At 76.4% G+C, this 16367-nt stretch carries 13 protein-coding genes; 4 read left to right on the top strand and 9 right to left on the bottom strand.

Annotation, left to right across the window (positions count from 1 at the left end; translation table 11 throughout):
* The coding region (locus ABEB16_RS00825; RefSeq protein WP_345710382.1) for an ATP-binding protein at window positions 1–2106 on the top strand (2106 nt) is incomplete at its 5' end.
* Between the two features lie 25 nt (window positions 2107–2131).
* On the opposite strand, the gene ABEB16_RS00820 is transcribed toward ABEB16_RS00825, so the two are convergent.
* On the bottom strand, window positions 2132–2674 hold the full coding sequence (locus ABEB16_RS00820; protein WP_345710381.1) for a GNAT family N-acetyltransferase: 543 nt from the start codon (window positions 2672–2674) through the stop codon (window positions 2132–2134).
* 172 nt (window positions 2675–2846) lie between these two features.
* Window positions 2847–4151, bottom strand: coding sequence for a hypothetical protein (locus ABEB16_RS00815; RefSeq protein ID WP_345710380.1), 1305 nt, complete (start codon window positions 4149–4151; stop codon window positions 2847–2849).
* Between the two features lie 206 nt (window positions 4152–4357).
* On the opposite strand from ABEB16_RS00815, the gene ABEB16_RS00810 reads away from it, so the two are divergent.
* Window positions 4358–4669: a WhiB family transcriptional regulator gene (locus ABEB16_RS00810; RefSeq protein ID WP_425560065.1), complete on the top strand. Its 312-nt coding sequence runs from the start codon at window positions 4358–4360 to the stop codon at window positions 4667–4669.
* Window positions 4670–4739: 70 nt separating this feature from the next.
* Here ABEB16_RS00810 and ABEB16_RS00805 read toward each other — a convergent pair whose 3' ends face one another.
* Window positions 4740–5036 carry a putative quinol monooxygenase gene (locus ABEB16_RS00805; RefSeq protein ID WP_345710379.1) on the bottom strand — a complete coding sequence of 99 codons (297 nt, stop codon included), beginning with the start codon at window positions 5034–5036 and terminating at the stop codon, window positions 4740–4742.
* Window positions 5037–5229: 193 nt separating this feature from the next.
* Between ABEB16_RS00805 and ABEB16_RS00800 the strand changes: the two genes are divergently transcribed.
* Entirely contained in the window at window positions 5230–7983 is a 2754-nt protein-coding gene (locus ABEB16_RS00800; protein WP_345710378.1) for a trypsin-like serine protease, read from the top strand.
* Window positions 7980–9155: a neutral zinc metallopeptidase gene (locus tag ABEB16_RS00795; RefSeq protein WP_345710377.1), complete on the top strand. Its 1176-nt coding sequence runs from the start codon at window positions 7980–7982 to the stop codon at window positions 9153–9155. The genes ABEB16_RS00800 and ABEB16_RS00795 overlap by 4 nt, the downstream gene beginning before the upstream one ends.
* Before the next feature lie 78 nt (window positions 9156–9233).
* On the opposite strand, the gene ABEB16_RS00790 is transcribed toward ABEB16_RS00795, so the two are convergent.
* The 6 genes from ABEB16_RS00790 to ABEB16_RS00765 form a co-directional block, all read right to left on the bottom strand.
* The gene (locus ABEB16_RS00790) at window positions 9234–10208 is read right to left on the bottom strand and encodes a CARDB domain-containing protein (protein ID WP_345710376.1); all 975 of its coding nucleotides are present in this window, start codon (window positions 10206–10208) and stop codon (window positions 9234–9236) included.
* Window positions 10209–10320: 112 nt separating this feature from the next.
* A complete protein-coding gene (gene ggt / locus ABEB16_RS00785; protein WP_345710375.1) occupies window positions 10321–12162 on the bottom strand; it encodes a gamma-glutamyltransferase in 1842 nt (613 codons plus the stop codon).
* 105 nt (window positions 12163–12267) lie between these two features.
* Window positions 12268–12765, bottom strand: a complete 498-nt coding sequence (locus ABEB16_RS00780) for a hypothetical protein (protein ID WP_345710374.1) — start codon at window positions 12763–12765, stop codon at window positions 12268–12270.
* Window positions 12766–12969: 204 nt separating this feature from the next.
* On the bottom strand, window positions 12970–14196 hold the full coding sequence (locus ABEB16_RS00775; RefSeq protein ID WP_345710373.1) for a right-handed parallel beta-helix repeat-containing protein: 1227 nt from the start codon (window positions 14194–14196) through the stop codon (window positions 12970–12972).
* Window positions 14197–14387: 191 nt separating this feature from the next.
* Entirely contained in the window at window positions 14388–15716 is a 1329-nt protein-coding gene (locus ABEB16_RS00770) for an MFS transporter (protein WP_345710372.1), read from the bottom strand.
* Window positions 15717–15744: 28 nt separating this feature from the next.
* A partial coding sequence (locus ABEB16_RS00765; protein ID WP_345710371.1) for a DUF1932 domain-containing protein occupies window positions 15745–16367 on the bottom strand: 623 nt, incomplete at its 5' end.

Below are 16367 nucleotides of genomic sequence, written 5' to 3'. Positions count from 1 at the left end.
CCCGTCGGGGCGCCACCGGTCGCGGCCCCCGTCGGGGCGCTCCCGGCGCGCGGCGCCGTGCTGCCCGTGCCCGCCACCCGGCTGCTGGGCCGGGAGGGCGACGTCGGGCGCGTGGCGGCCCTGCTGACCGGTGGAGCCCGGCTCGTCACGCTCACCGGCACCGGCGGGGTGGGCAAGACGCGGCTGTCGCTGGCCGTCGCCGCGCAGGTGGCGCCGCACTTCCCCGGCGGTGCTGCGCTCGTGGCGCTGGCCACCCTGCAGGACCCGGCGGCGGTGATGGTGCGCGTGGCGCAGACCCTGGGGCTGACCGCCGTGGACGACGCCGGGGCCCTGGACGCCGTCGCGGCGCACCTGCGCCCGCTGCGGGCGCTGCTGGTGCTGGACAACGCCGAGCACCTGCTGGACGCCGCCGCGGAGATCGGCCGCCTCGTCAGCACCTGCCCGGACCTGGCCGTGCTCGTGACCAGCCGGGCCCCGCTGCGGGTGCGCGGTGAGCAGGAGGTCGTCGTCGAGCCCCTGGCCGTGCCCGCGCCGAGCAGCCCGCTGGCGGAGCTGGCTGCCGCCCCCGCGGTGCAGCTGTTCGTCGAGCGCGCCGCGGCCGTCGCGCCCGGCTTCGGGGTTCACGAGGGCAACGCCGCGGCCGTCGCGGCGATCTGCACCCGGCTGGCGGGCATCCCGCTGGCGCTGGAGCTGGCGGCGGCGCGCATCCGGATGGTGGACCCGGGCACGCTGCTGGCGCGCCTGGACGAGGCGCTGTCGTCGGGGCCGCGGGACCTGCCCGCCCGCCAGCGCACCATGTACGCCACGCTCGACTGGAGCTACCGCCTCCTGGAGGAGGACGCGCAGCGGCTCTTCCGCCGCCTCGGGGTCTTCACCGGTGGCTGGACGCTGCCGGTGCTGGAGCGTTTCGCCGGCCGCGGTGTCCTCGGCCCGCTCGAGGCGCTGGTGGAGCAGTCCCTGGTGACGGTCGACCGCACCGGCCGCGAGGCGCGCTACGCGATGCTGGAACCGGTCGCCCAGCACGCCCGGCGGTTGCTGGGGGAGCAGGAGCGCGCCGAGGCGGTCCGGGTCCACGCCGCGGCCTTCCTGGAGCTCGCCGAGCGCGCCCGCCCCGGGTACCAGGGCGCGGACCAGGTGGGGTGGCTGCACCGCATCGACGCCGAGCACGCCAACCTGCTCGCCGCGGTCGAGGGGTCCGTCGCCGCCGGCGACCGCACGACCGCCGGGCGCCTCACGTGGGCGCTGTGGCTGTACTGGTGGTTCCGCGGGCACTTCGCGGTGGGCCGGCGCGTGGCGGCGGCCGCGGCGGACGGCTCCGACGCCCCGCCGCGGGTGCGCGCCCGCGCCCAGCTGGCGCTGGCGGCCATGGCGTTCGGGCAGGGGGACGCCCTCGTGTCCGGGGCGGTCTGGCAGCAGGCGCTGGCCAGCGCCCGGGAGGCCGGGGACGTGGAGGCGCAGGCGCACGCCGTGGCGGGCCTGGGGATCGTCGCGCTGAGCGCGGGGGACGCGCGGGCGGCGCAGCGGCACCACCGCGAGGCGATCGCCCTCGCGGACACCCTGGGCGGGGCCGGTGACGCACCCTGGATCCTGTCGCTGAACCACGTCTGGCTGGGCACGGCGCTGCTGCGCGCCGGCGACCGCGCCGGGGCGCGGGAGCACTTCGAGGCCGGCCTGGCCCTGGCCCGCGCCCGCGGGGACCGGCTCGCCACGTTCGTCGCCCTCTTCAACCTGTCCCAGGTGGAGCTGGGCAGCGACGACCGCGCCGCGCACGAGCACCTGCGCGAGGGCATCGCGCTGTCGGTGCAGGTCGCGGACCTGGCGAACCTGGCCTACTTCCTGGAGGCGCTGGCGGTCGTGGAGTCCCGCCCGGGCGGTGCGGGGGAGCGGGACCCGCGGCGGGTGGCGACGGTGCTGGGTGCGGCGCAGGCGCTGCGGGAGGTGGTGGGTTCCGACGTGTACACGTACTACCTGCCCGACGGCTCCATGGTGCGGCGGGTGCGGGAGGCGGTGCGCCGCGCGCTGGGCGCCACCGGCTTCGAGGAGGCCGCCGCGGCCGGTCGCGCCCTCACCCCCGAGGAGGTCGGGCAGCTCGTGCTGAGCGCCTGAGCGCTCCGCGGCGAGCGCGGGCCGGTCAGCGGCGGTCGGGCAGCAGGGTCCACTCCTGCCAGGTGCAGGTCCCGCCCGGCCCGACGAGGCGGGGGCGCGCGAACGGCCACGCGCGGGCCGTCCAGCTCCCCAGCGCCGGCCCCAGGGCGGCCTCCACCCGCGAGCCCACCAGGGCGTCCACCACCCACCACCACACGTCGGCGTCGGCGCCGAGCTTGCTGCTGGGCTCGACCTCGGCGCAGCCCAGCAGCTCCTGCTCGTCGTCGGCGAACAGCCCGTAGCGGAACCCCTCCCGCCGGGCGGCGCGGGTCTCCAGCTCCACGAGCTCGTGGTGGACGCCGGTGGTCGCGACGGTCCTCGGCGGCCACCCCCGTGCGTCGCCGAGGACCGTGCGCAACCTCGCGGAGGAGCCCTGCAGCGCCGTGAGGAGCAGGTCCGCGTCGGCGGTGCGCAGCGGGCGCAGGTGGTGACCGGTGGGCAGCTCCAGGCACGAGGGGGCGCGGAACCACTCCGGCAGCCAGGGCCAGCGGGTCACGTCCGCGGGGGCCTGCACGGGTACGTCATGCACGGTGCTCTCCTCCGGACGGGCCGCCGCGGCGGCGGGGACTGCCCCCACCGTGCCCCCCGTGCCCTGCAGCGCGCTCGCACCCCGCGGGCCGGGCTGCAAGGCCGCTGCAACCGGCCCGCCCGCGCCGGGACCGGGGCGCCCCGGTCCCGGCGCGGGCGGTGGCGGGTGGCGGTCAGGAACGCGGCGAGCGGACCCGGACCCGCTCGAACACGCTGATCGTGCCGTCGCCCTCGTCGGCGGTCACCAGCAGGTCGCGCCCCGGCAGCGCCAGCAGGCCCTCCGGCTCGTCCCCGGTGGGCAGGACCTGCTGCAGCCGCGGGCGGCGCTCGTCGTCCAGGTCGTAGACGAGGACGGCGTCGCCGCGCTCGGCGCCGATGAAGGCGTGCGGGGTGCCGCCGAAGCGGGCGACCTCGGCCCCCTCGAACTCCGCGCCGCGGTTGTCGCTGCGGCCGTCGGCGTACAGCCCGGCCCCGGCCAGCGCCCGCTCGGCGGAGGACCCGGAGGTCCAGAGCACCCGGCCGCGGGGGGAGAACACCGTCCAGCCGCGTGCGCCGGTGGGGGCGAGGTCGCCCTCGTCGGCGGTCACGAGGTTGCCGTCGGGGGTCCACTGCACGGCGTCGGGCTCGCGCGGCGCGGTGATCTCGTCGTCGAAGGCGATCGCGCCGTCGTCGGCGGTGTCGGCGTCGGTGCGGTGCACGGTGCCGGCGGAGAACGACCCGACGACCCGCTTGCGGCGCAGGTCCACGAGCGCGACGGCGTTGTTCTCCTGCAGCGTGACCGCGGCGATCCCGTCGCGGTTGACGTCGACGTACTCCGGCTCGGGGTCCTGCGGGGACGACGCGCCCGGCAGGCCGGTGAGGTCCACGCGCGTGGTCGTCCAGGCGGCCGGCCTGCCGCCCAGGTCCACGACGGCCAGGAAACCGCCCGGCGCCTGCGGCAGGCCGCCCTCGACGCCGGCGACGACGACGTCCTCGTCGCGCTGGTTCTCCACCGCCACCGCCGCGGTGCGCCCGTCCGGTGCGATGGCGACGGAGTCCGGCTGCCCGCCCAGGTCGAGGGTGCGGACGATCGAGCGCGTGCGCAGGTCGATCACGGACAGGTGTCCCGAGGGGGTGGTGAAGGCGCCGTCGGTGGTGTCCACCACGGCGATGGCGTAGCGCCCGTCGGGCGTGACGGCGACCGAGGTGGGCTCCCCGCCGACGTCGACGGTGCCGACCTGCCGGGGCGCCGCGGGCAGGGTGATGTCCACGAGGCCGACGACGCCGGTCGCGGAGTCGGTGTACAGGAGCGTGCGGCCGTCCGGCGTCGCCGACAGGATCTCCGCCACCTCACCGGCCACCGCGAACGTGGCGCGCGGCACGAACTCCGCCCCGGTGCGGGCCTCGGCGGCCGGGGCGAGGAGGGTGCCGAGGGCCAGGGGGGCGGCGGCGAGGGCGGCGGCCGCGGCGGCGCGGCGGCGGGTGCGGGTGTGGGGCATCGGGAACCTCCGGGGGTGCGGTGCGGCCGGGGCGGCCGGGAGATGGCTAGCGGGCCCGGGCGACCGCTGCGTGGCCGGGCGGTGAACAGCGGTGCCCGGTGCCGCCGTCCGGGTGACCTGCCGCGCCTGCGCGCACCTTGCACCGCGCCCGCCCGCTGCAAGCCGCCGGTCGGCGCGCCGCAAGGGTGGCGGAGAACACTGCGGGCGTGTCCCCGATCGTGCCCCTGCAGTTCGCCCCGCCCCGTGGGCCCGCTCCCGCGTGCACCACCGCGGAGGGGGACCTGTGGTTCTCCGACCGCCCCGCGGACGTCGAGACCGCCAAGGCCCTGTGCCAGCAGTGCCGGCTGCGCGCGGGCTGCCTCGCCGGCGCGCTGCAGCGCCGCGAGGCCGCCGGCGTGTGGGGCGGGCAGCTGTTCGTCGAGGGCGTCGTCGTGGCCCGCAAGCGCGGGCCGGGGCGCCCGCGCAAGGAGCGGCCCCTCGCGGCCGTGCCCTGCGCGGGGGCGCCGCCCGCCGGGTGAGCGTCCCCGCGGGCCCGGTGGTGCGCGGCCCGGGCGCGGCTCAGACCACGTCGGCTCAGACCACGTCGGCTCAGACCACGTCGGCGGTCGTGAACGTCCGCAGGGCCGGCGGCCCCGCGATGATGTCGCCCAGCCGCGAGGCCCCGTCGGGGGTGGCCCGCCAGGCGCGGTAGGCGGCGTCGCTCTCGGGGGAGTCCCAGCGCTCCCGCACGAGGACGTGCGCGGGATCGCGGGAGTCGACGAGCACCTCGACCTCCAGGCAGCCGGGGAACGCGCGGGTCACCGCCAGCGTCTCGTGCAGCACCACGAGCGCCTCGGGCAGCGACTCCTGCCGCAGGGTCAGGTCGAGCAGCGCGGTGATCGTCACGGTGGGCTCCTCCCGGGTCGGCACCGCAGTCTCGCCCACCCGCGCGCCCGGCACACGCCCGGTGCACGACCCGGTGCACGACCCGGTGCCGACGGGCCCCGGACCGGTCGGCGTGTCGGCGTATCAGCCCCGCGACCGGGCACCTCCACGGAGCATCACATCCGCTCGTGGTGACCCGAAGGAGCGATGCACGATGAGAGCAGCAACGAGGCGCGCGCCGGTGGCGGCGGGGCGTCGGCGGGCGGTGCCCGCACTGCTGGCGGGGGCGGCGCTGGGAGCGGCCACGGCGCTGGGCCCGATCGGGTCCGCGAGCGCGGCGCCCCCGCCCGGCTCCGACCAGGCCCGCGGGGTGAGCACCCCCGGCGCCGCCCCCGGCGCCAAGGGCGCGGACGTCCCCGACGTCCGGCCCCGCACCGCGCCCGTCAAGGGACCGGAGGTCCCGCCGCGCCCCCTCGACCCGCCCCCCGGCATCGTCGGCGGCACCACCGCCGCGACCGGTGCCTACCCGTGGTTCGTGTCGGTGCAGACCGCCGGCGGCTTCCACTTCTGCGGCGGGACGCTGGTGTCCTCGACGCGCGTGGTGACCGCGGCCCACTGCGTCGACGGCGGCACCACCCCCGCGAACCTGCGCGTGAAGATCGGCGGCAACGTCCTCAGCAACACCACCGACGGCGAGTACCGCAACGTCTCGGCCATCGCGATCCACCCGAGCTGGAACGCCGGCACGTTCGCCAACGACGTCGCCGTCCTCACGCTGAGCACGGCCTCCACGAAGCGCTGGACGCGGCTGGCCGGCCCCGGCGACCCGACCGGTGCGGGGCAGACCGTGCGGGCCATCGGCCACGGCGCGACGAGCGAGGGCGGCGCCGGGTCCGACGCGCTGCGGCAGGTCGACCTGCCGATCCAGTCCGACGCGACCATGTCCTCCCCGGGCGTCTACGGGGGTTCGTTCATCGGCAACGTGATGGTCGGTGCCGGTCCTCTCGCCGGCGGCCAGGACACCTGCCAGGGCGACAGCGGCGGGCCGCTGTTCGTCAACTCCGGCAGCCAGCCCCCGCTCGTCGGGGACACCAGCTGGGGGACCGGCTGCGCCCGCCCCAACAAGCCCGGCATCTACGGCGAGCTGTACCAGGGCCCGCTGCGCACCTTCGTCGACTCCAACGTCCCCCGGCCCGGCAACGACACCTTCGCCGGAGCCGCCATCGCGGGTGCCGCCGGCCTCGTCAGCGGCAGCAACACCAACGCCACCAGCCAGCCCGGCGAGGCGCCCGGGGGCACCACCCCCGACACCACCGTCTGGTACACGTGGACCGCCCCGGAATCCGGCCCCACCACCTTCAACACCGCCAACGCCTCGTTCGACACCGTCCTGGACGTCTTCACCGGCGGTTCCGTGGGCGCCCTCGGCCTGGTCGCCACCAACGACGACACCGGCGGCACCCTGCAGTCGGAGGTGACGTTCAACGCGACGGCGGGCACGACGTACCGCGTCCGCGTCGACGGTTTCGGCGCCACGCACGGCACCTTCTCGCTGAACTGGGCGCAGAACCCGCCCGCCAACGACGACTTCGCGGCCCGCGCCGCCCTCTCCGGCGCCACCGGCAAGACGTCGGCCAGCAACGCCCGCGCCACGGCGCAGCCCGGGGAACCCTCGCACTGGACCGCCCCGCACGCGAGCCTGTGGTACGCGTGGACGGCACCGGAGTCCGGCTCGGCCCGCTTCAACACCCGCGAGTCCGGTTTCGACACCACGCTCGCCGTCTACACCGGGACCGCCCTCAACGCGCTGACGAACGTCACCCGCAGCGACGACGTCAACAGCACGCAGTCCCGGGTGGCGTTCGCCGCCACCGCGGGCACGACCTACCTCATCGCGGTGGACGGCTACGGCAGCGCCACCGGCACCGTCGGGCTGCAGTGGACGGTCAACCCGCCCGCCAACGACGACTTCGCCGCCGCCCGGGTGATCGGCGGGGCGCACGGGTCGACGTCGGCCACGACGGTGCGCGCCACCGGTGAACCCGGCGAGCGCGACTACCACGGCGGCGCGATCGCGGACAACTCCGCCTGGTTCAGCTGGACACCGTCCACCAGCGGCCCCGGCGTCATCCGGCTGCGGGACGTCAGCGGCGGTCTGGCCCCGGGGATCGGGGTCTACACCGGGACGAACGTCGCCGGGCTGACCGGCGTCGGGGAAGGCGCCACCCGCGCCGACTTCACCGCCACCGCCGGCACCACCTACCGCATCGCGGTGGACGGCAACGGCGGCTCCACCGGCGGATTCGTGCTCGAGTGGCTGATCGCCACCTGCGAGGGCCAGCCCGCCACCATCGTCGGCACGGGGGCCTTCAACGGCACCGCCGGCAACGACGTCATCATCGGTTCCACGGCCGTCGACACCGTCAACGGCGGCGGCGGCGACGACCGGATCTGCGGCCTGGCCGGCAACGACGTCATCAACGGCGGCCCCGGCAACGACCGCCTCTTCGGGCAGGACGGCGACGACCAGTTCACCGTCACCGGTGCAGCCTCCGACGGCACCGACCTCGTCAGCGGTGCCGGTGGCAGCGACCTGGCCACCTACACCGGCCGGACGGCCGCCCTGTCCCTGAGCCTCGACGGTGTCTCCAACGACGGCCTGCCCGGGGAGAACGACCGGCTCACCACCGACGTGGAGCGCGTCACCGGCGGCTCCGGTCCCGACACCATCACCGGCAGCAGCGCCGCCAACACCCTGCTCGGCGCCGGCGGCAACGACACCGTCTTCGGCCGCGGCGGCAACGACGGCATCAACGGCGGCACCGGCAACGACCGGCTCCTCGGCGAGGACGGCAACGACCGGCTCAACCTCGTCGACGGCGTCAGCGGCAACGACCGCGGCGACGGCGGGGCCGGCACCGACACCGGCAGCCTCGACAGCGGCGACGTCCTGGTGAACGTGCCGTGAGCCGTCCGGCCCGGCCGCTGCTGCACCGCCTCGTGGCGGTCGGTGCCGGACTCCTGCTCGCACTGGGCACCGCCCCGGTCGCGACGGCCGCTCCCGCGGCCGCGGGTGGCCCGGCGGTGCGCGCGGTGCCGTTCCCACCGGACTGGCAGGCCCGGCGCGAGGCCCTCGCGGAGCGCTCCGGCGTCGACCCGTCGCCGGCGGGGGAGGTCCTCGAGCGGACCCGGGACCCGCGCGACGCGGCCTGCACCGACACCGACCTCGACGTCTACGTCGACGGCCTGCTCACCGGCCTGACCCCCGAGCAGGTGCAGTTCCTGCACAACAGCGGGGCGCTGGACTTCCCGATCTACGACGCCCTGCTGTCCGGTGCCGAGGGGGATCCCCGCTACGCGCTGCGCGAGCACGGCCGGCAGCTGCGCAGGACGTTCCGCGACGCGCAGCGGTTCTGGGACGTCCCCACCGGCGACGTGCAGCTGATCGGGATGCACGGCGACGGCGTGCTGGGCGACGCCGGCCGGCTCACCGGGCTGCTGACCGGGTTGTACGGCCTCAGCCCCGCGCAGGCCGGCCCCTACGCCGAGTACGTCGTCTCCACGGTGGCGTCGATCCCGGCGCTGGAGGGCGGGAACAACCCGATCTTCACGTTCGGCGCGTACGCGTTCACCGGCGAGCGCACCTCCGACCCGGTGCTGGCCGCGCGACCGGACCTGCTCGTCATCGGCGACGGCGTCCTGGACGCCCTGCGCGCCGTGGGCATCGACGACGTCGGCCCCCGCGCCGTGCTCACCCACGAGTTCGCGCACCACGTGCAGTTCGAGGCCGGCGTCTTCGACCCGCCACCGGCCGATCCCCGGCCGACCGGTGCGGAGGCGTCCCGGCGCGTGGAGCTGATGGCCGACGCGTTCGGCACCTACCACGCCACGCACCGGCGCGGCCTGGCGATGAACGCGAAGCGGCTGCTGCAGGCGGAGCGGACGTACTACGAGTTCGGGGACTGCTCGTTCTCCGACCCCACCCACCACGGCACCCCCGTGCAGCGCCAGCGCGCGTCGCAGTGGGGCAGCTCCCTCGCCGAGGAGCACCGGGCCAAGGGCCGGACCCTGCGGTCGCTGGAGGTCGCGGCCCGCTTCGAGCACGCGCTGCCCGGGATCGTGGCGCCCGGCGGGCCCTGAGGGCCCCGCCGGGCGGGGTGCGGCCCGGGCTGCGACGCCGGTGGCGGTGCGGGGTCCCCGCGCCGCCACCGGCGCGCGTCACCACATCGGCGTCGGGAACGCGTACGTCTGCGACACCGGCTGGTTGAAGACGCCGCTGACCGGCGCGCCGGTCGCGTGCGAGAACCGCACCGAGGCGATCTGGCCGATGACCCACTCGTGCCAGCCGGCGATCATCCCCTCCTCGCAGGGCACCGTCCGCAGCTGGTCGTTGCGGTCGCGCAGGATGGACGCCAGGACCGCGTCGGTCGAGGCGGTGGTCGTGGCGGTGGAGGCCGGGATCCGCAGCGTGTTGATGTACGTCGAGGAGGGCCCGCCCGGGTAGCCGTCGATGAGGCCGACCGTGGCCCGGCCCATGGCCCGCTCCGTGCCGCGCACGAGGTGGCCCTGCGAGAAGCAGGCGGCGGACAGGTCGCCGATGAGCTCGGTCTGCACGAAGGTGCTCTCCCGCGACGACCCGAGCACGTGGTGCACGGTGACGCCGGGCAGCGTCGTCACGCTGGTGCGGACGCTGCCCGCGGCCGCCTCGCGCGGCGTCAGCGCCCGGCTGAGGAGGTTGTTGCCCTCGTTCGACTCCGCGATGCGGCGGGCGTCGTCCACCTGGGCGGTGACGGTGTGCCTGCCGCTGGTGGCCTTCCACGCCGCGCTGTGCGCCGGGCCGTAGTTGGCGGTGACGGTGCGGGACTGGCCGGGCTTCAGCGAGGCGGTGGAGGTGTCCGACCAGGTCACCATCCTCCCGTCGACCTTGAACTGCACGCCGTGGATCACGCCGGCGCGGGTGGCGGCCTTCCCCTGGTTCTTGATGGTGGCGCTGAAGGTGACGTCGTCGCCCACCGCCGGGCTGCCCTGCCAGGAGACGGCGGTGACGACGAGGTCGGGAAGGGTGGCGGCCTGGGCCTGCGGCGCGAGGGCGACGGCGGTGCCCGCCGCGACGAGGGCGGCTGCGGCCCCCGTGGCCCGGCCGCGCGTCGCGCGGCGGGTGTTCCGGCGGGTGTTCTCGCGGGCGTCGTGCATGGTTCCCCCCTGGTGCTCCGGTTGCGGACGTTCGGTCCACGACCCCCCGGACGTGGACGGGGAGATCCTCCCGCGCCGCGCGCCGGAGCACCAGGAGGTTTCCGCCGGCGCCTCAGCTGGCGTCGGCCAGCTGCGGGGCCAGGTCCGGCACCTCCTGCTCGTCCAGCACGTCCCGGACCACGGCGGCGCTGCCGCCGCCGCGGCGCACCGGTTCGGCCGCCGCGAGCACCAGGCCGCCGGGCAGGAACTCGATCCCGGTGGCGGCGCCGATCTCGGCGGTCTCGGTGAAGACGTGGCCGCGGGCGGTGAGGTCGTCGCCGAGCACCTCGATGAACTCCGGCTCCGCGCTCACGGCCGCGCCGTTGCGCGGGCTGCTGCGCGGGGCGGAGATCGCCTCGGCCAGGCTCATGTTCCCGTCGATGCGCCCGACCAGGGTCTGCAGCACCGTGGTGATGATGGTGCTGCCGCCGGGGGAGCCCAGGGCCAGGCGGGGTTCGCCCTGGTCCAGGACGATGGTGGGGGACATGCTGCTGCGCGGCCGCTTCCCCGGTGCCGGCAGGTTCGGCGCCGGCTTGGTGATGTCGGCGGGTGCGAAGTCGAAGTCGGTCAGCTCGTTGTTGAGGATGAACCCCCGGCCGGGCACGGTGATGCCGCTGCCGCCGGTGGCCTCGATGGTGAGGGTGTAGCTGGCGATGTTCCCGTCGGCGTCGGCGACGGTGAGGTGCGTCGTGGAGGTGCCCTCCGCGCCCTCCGCGACGACCTCCCCCCTCGCGGCGGGGCAGGGGCCGTACTCCCCGTCGGGCACGCCGGCCGCGACGGGCTTGGGCGCCGCCACCGCCGGGTCGATGGCACAGGTCCGCTCGGTGGCGAAGCCGTCCGACAGCAGCTCCTGCAGCGGGACCTGCACGTAGGCGTCGTCGCCGACGTAGGCGTTGCGGTCGGCGAACGCCAGCGCCCCGGCCTCCAGGTAGGTGTGCACCGCGTCGGTGACCCGCATCGAGCTGAGCCGGTACCGCTCCAGCTGGTTGAGCGCCTCGGCGACGGTGGAACCCCCGCTGGAGGGCGGCGCCATGCCGTACACGTCGAGGCCGCGGTAGCGCACGTGGGTGGGTTCGCGGTCGAGGGCGGCGTAGGCGGCCAGGTCGGTGCGGGTGAGCAGCCCGGCGGGCACGTCGGGCGTCCCGGGGGCCTCCGCGGGGTCCTGCGCGGTCGCCACGACGTCGTCGGCGAGGTCGCCGGAGTAGAAGGCGTCCACGCCCTCCTGCGCCAGCAGCCGGTACGTCCGGGCCAGGTCGGGGTTGCGGAACACCGACCCCACCTCCGGCAGCCGGCCGCCGGGCAGGAACAGCTCCGCGGTGGCGGGGAAGGTGCGGAACTTCTCCTCGTTCTCGGCGGTCTGCTGCCGGAACGTCTCGTCGACGGTGAACCCGTCCTGCGCCAGCCCGATCGCCCCGTCCAGCACCTCCTCCAGGTCGCGGGTGCCGAACTCCTCCAGGGCGCGCTCCCAGGTCCGCGGGGTGCCGGGGGTGCCCACGGACAGCCCGCTGCGCACGGCGGTGGTGAAGTCCATGGGTTCGCCGTCGGCGTCGAGGAAGCTGTCGGCGCGCATCGCCAGCGGTGCGGTCTCCCGGCCGTCGATCGTGGACACCTCCCCGGAGGCGGCGTCGTAGTAGACGAAGAACCCGCCGCCGCCGATGCCCGCGGAGTACGGCTCGGTGACGCCGAGGGCGGCGGCCGCGGCGACGGCGGCGTCGGCGGCGTTGCCACCGCGGCGCAGGACGTCCAGACCGACGGCGGTGGCGTCGGGGTCGACGGTGGCGACGGCCCCGCCCCTGCCGATCGCCAGCGGCACCTTCGCGGGTGGGGTGGTCTGCGCGCTCGCGGGAGCACCCGCGGCGAGGGCGCCGGCGCTGAGACCGACGAGGGCGACGAGGGTGGTCCCGCGGTGGCGCATGGCTCTCCCCGGTGAGTGCTCGTGCGTGGCTGCTGCCTGGGCGGCGCCAGTCTGGACCCGACCGGTGCGCACGTCCAGTGACCGGGCGGCGACCCCGAGCGCTGCTCAGCCGGCCCGGCCGGCCGGGCGCACGACCTCGGTGGACATCCAGGCGCCGTCGTGGCGGTCGTGGTCGAGCAGCCACCCCGCCCACAGCAGGCAGACCGCGAGCAGGGGCAGGCCGAAGAAGAGGACCACGGGCACGGCGAACGCCGGGTCGAGGACGCCCAGCGGGGTCCGCGCCGTCACCACCCTGCCCGCCGCGGCCAGCACCAGCCCCGCCGCGGTGACCGAGAGCACGACACCGGCCCAGCGGCCCTGGCGGTGCACCGCCAGGCCGCGCCACAGCACCAGGAGCACCAGCGCGGGGTAGCCGAACTGCCCGAACCGGACGGCGGCCGCCTCGACGTCGTGCCCGCGGAAGCGGGGTGCGGGGCCGGGCGGTGGCGCGCCGGGGCCGGAGAGGTCCCCGACGGCCCACCAGGCCGCGGCCGCGGCGGCGGGGAGCAGCAGGACCGCCGCGGTGGTGGCCAGCGCGTAGCGGCCGGTTCCTCGGGTCGACACGCGTCCCCCTTCGTCGACGGGCCCGGCCGTCCGGGTCTGCCACGGCGGCGCCGGGACCGGCGGCGCTGCCAGGGGCGTCAGCATGGCCGCTCCCGCGGTGCGCCGGTGGCCGAACGCGCGAATTCGCCGCCCCGGCGCAGCGCGTGCTGCGGTGGGTCACCGGTCGTCACGGCACGTGGGTGCCCGGGGTGGCGTGCCGCCGGCTCAGCGCGTCGACCCGGCCAGCTCGTAGGCGCCGATGTCGATCGTCCCGGCCGCCGGGCGGGCCGCGGCGGAGGCGACGTGCCGGTAGTGCGCGACGGGCGTGAGCGCGACGCCACCGGCCGTCGTGCCGGGTGCGGAGCCGGTGCCCACCATCGCGGACCCGGCCGTCGGCGTCAGGTCGTAGCGCGCCCGGTCGGCGAACGCAGGGCTGGCGGCCCGGTGGTTGGTGCGCTGGACGGCGCCCGCCTGCGTGACCAGCGTCCCGACGCCGGCGAAGACGTTGTTCTGCAGCCGCACCGGCGTGGTGACGCCGGAGCCGACGAGGACGAACGTGCCGCGTGCGGTGTCGTCGTTGAGGAAGGTGTTGTTGACCACGTACAGGTCGGTGCCCGGGTTGCTGGCGCCCTCGGTGCCGTAGGCGAGCATGCCCGCGTTGGAGCTGCCCGCCGGCTGCTGGACGACGTTGCCGACCACGACGGCGGTGCCGGCGTTGGGCAGGTCGATCTCGTAGCTGGGCCGGCCGCTGCCGGCCTGGCCCGCCGGCAGGCTGGAGAAGCGGTTGTACGTGATCGTGTTGGTGCGGGCCCGCGACTTCAGGTCGTGCCCGACGTTGGCGTCGTGCGAGAAGTTGTGGCGGAAGGTGAGGCTGCGGACGTTGCCGATGTACAGGTTGTGCGAGTAGCCGTCGCCGTGGCCGTTGCGCGCGAACTCGGAGGTCTCGACCAGCACGTCGCTCGCCGGGTCGGCGCCGCTGAGGATGCCGTTCTCGTTGTCGTGCAGGTAGCTGCGCCGCAGGGTGAAGCCGGTCCCCTCCAGCCGCAGCGCCGCGCCGTTGCGGTCGGCGACCCTCGCGCCGTACATCTCGACGTTGTCGACGACGACGCCGTCGCCCACCACGACCCAGGTGCCCTTGCCCATCGCGTTGCGGCCGCCCGCGTCGATGCGGGGCCGGCCGTTCACCCCGCGGACGGTCAGCCGGTCGCGGTGGATCCCGCACACGTCGCCGGTGTAGGTCACGGATCCGTCGATCTCCACGACGTCCCCGTCGGCGGCCCGGGCGAACGCCGCGCACGGTGTCGCGAAGGGCTTGCCCGGGCCGACGCGGAGCACCGCGCCCGCTGCGGTCGCGGGCGGTGCCGCGGTGATCGCGGCGACGCCGCCCAGCAGCGCCGCCGCGGCGCAGCGCACGGATCGGCGGGAGCGGTGGCGGGTCGGGGCGGCGAGCATGCGGGGGGACCTCCAGGGGCGGGTGTGGCCTGGTGTGGGCGCGGACGCGACATCCATTGCTGTGAGTGACTGATTGAGTTCACAGCGTAAGCTCGATGGGTCGCCCGCGGCCACTCGCACCCACCACGCCCGGCGGGGGCCGGCCACCCGCGGTGGCCGGCCCCCGCCGGGTGCTTCGGACGCGTCGGTCGTCAGTGCACCGGCACGCTGACGGACCCCTCCGCAGGGTCCACCGGCCGGGCGGGACGACCCGGCCGGGCCAGGCCCACCATCACCGCACCGACCACACCGGCGACGGCGAACACCACGAACCCCCACCGCGAGGCGTCCGCGGCGACGAGCTGACCACCGACCCAGGGGCCGGCCACCGCGCCCAGCCGCCCGACGCCGGCCACCCAGCCGACGGCGGTGGCGCGGTTGCGCGCCGGGTACGTCGCGCCGACCGCCGCGTAGACGAGGGTCTGCGCGCTGAACAGCCAGGCGCCGGCGACGAACACCACGGTGTACGTCAGCGGCAGCGGCATCCGCACCGCGAGCAGCCCGACCGCGACGGCGGTGAGCGCGAACCACAGCACCGCCACGGCGCGCGCCCCGAACCGGTCCGCGAGGCGGCCGGCGACCAGCATCCCGACGATGCCGCCGAGGTTGATGACGACGAGGAACCCGACCGCCGAGCCCAGGTCGTAGCCGGCGCCGCGCATCATCGTCGGCAGCCACGTGCTGACGCCGTAGACGAGCAGCAGGCCGGCGAAGGAACCGGTCCAGAACAGCAGGGTCGTGCGCCGCAGCCCGGGGGCGAACAGGCCGCGCAGCCCGGTGCGCTCGTCCGGGACCGCGGCGGGGGTGAAGTCGGCGAGGTCGACGCCGTAGCGGGCGGCGGCCCGGTCGGCCCGGTCCCTGCGGCCCCTGGCCAGCTGGAACGTGATCGACTCCGGCAGCAGCGCCGCCAGCAGCGGCAGCACGAGGACGAGCGGCAGCGCGCCGAGCCAGAACACCGACCGCCAGCCCAGGGCCTCCACGATGCCGCGGGCCAGGGAGCCGGCCAGCGCCCCGCCGGCCTGGTGGGCGGTCATGAGCACCGTGACGGCGATGTTGCGGTGGCTCTGCGGCGCGAACTCCATGACCATGCTGATGGCGGTCGGCAGCAGCCCGCCGAGCCCGAGGCCGGCGGCGAAGCGGGCCGCGCCGAAGGCCGTGGCGTCGGGGGCCAGCGCGCAGCCGGCCGAGGCCACCGAGAACAGCGCCACCCCGACGAGGATGATCGGGCGGCGGCCGATCCGGTCGCTGAGCAGCCCGGAGGACAGCGCCCCGAGCAGCATGCCGAAGGTCGTGAGGCTGCCGATGTCGCCGGCGGTGGCGGCGTCCAGGCCGAAGGTGTCGTCGGCCAGCAGGCCGGGCAGGACGGCGCCGTAGACGAACAGGTCGAGGCCGTCCACGAGGACGGCCAGCCAGCAGAGGGCCACGACCCGCACGGCGAGCCGGCCGGCCGGCGCGGTGGGCAGGAGGGAGCGTGAGGACATCGTCGTGCCTCCGGGTGGAGTGGTCGGTTCAGGCCCGGCCGGCTGCGCGGTCGCGCAGGTCGGCGAGCAGGTCGTGGGAGGCCGTGGCGATCCGGGGTTCCACCCCGAGGTCGCGCAGCTGCTGAGCGGCCGCCGCCATCTCGTCGGCGCGGCGCTTCGCGTGCGCGTGCGTGCCCCCGACGAGCCGGTCGAGGGTGCGGGCGTCGAAACCGGCCAGTTCCGCGCTGATGTTCTCCCGCAGCCAGTCCTCCACGCCGGCAGCGGCCCCGCCGGCCAGCGCCTCGACGACCGCGGCCGCCAGGCCCTTGTAGAACACGCTGCGCAGCAGCTTGCGGGAGATCGCCGCACCGGCCGGGCCGGGCAGCACCTCCACGGGCACACCCCAGCCGGCGAGCAGTTCCGCGTAGCGCGCCGCGCCCGGACCGGAGGCCACCATCGGCGTGCGCAGGCCCTTGCCCGGGACCGGCGCCATCAGGGCGACGTCCACCACGAGGACGCCGCCGTCGCGGCCGGCGACCTCGTCGGTGAGGGACTGCTTGAGGGCGGGCGCGGCGGTGTTCAGGTCCGCCCACACGGTGCCCGGCCGCAGCGCGGGCGCGGCCGCGCGCAGGGCGCCCAGGGCGGCGGCGGCGCTGTTGACGCTCAGGAGGT

This window comes from Kineococcus glutinatus (genome assembly GCF_039542765.1).
Lineage (GTDB): Bacteria > Actinomycetota > Actinomycetes > Actinomycetales > Kineococcaceae > Kineococcus_A > Kineococcus_A glutinatus.
Note: the sequence above shows the minus strand (reverse complement) of the source record. Positions and strands in the feature narration are given on the sequence as shown.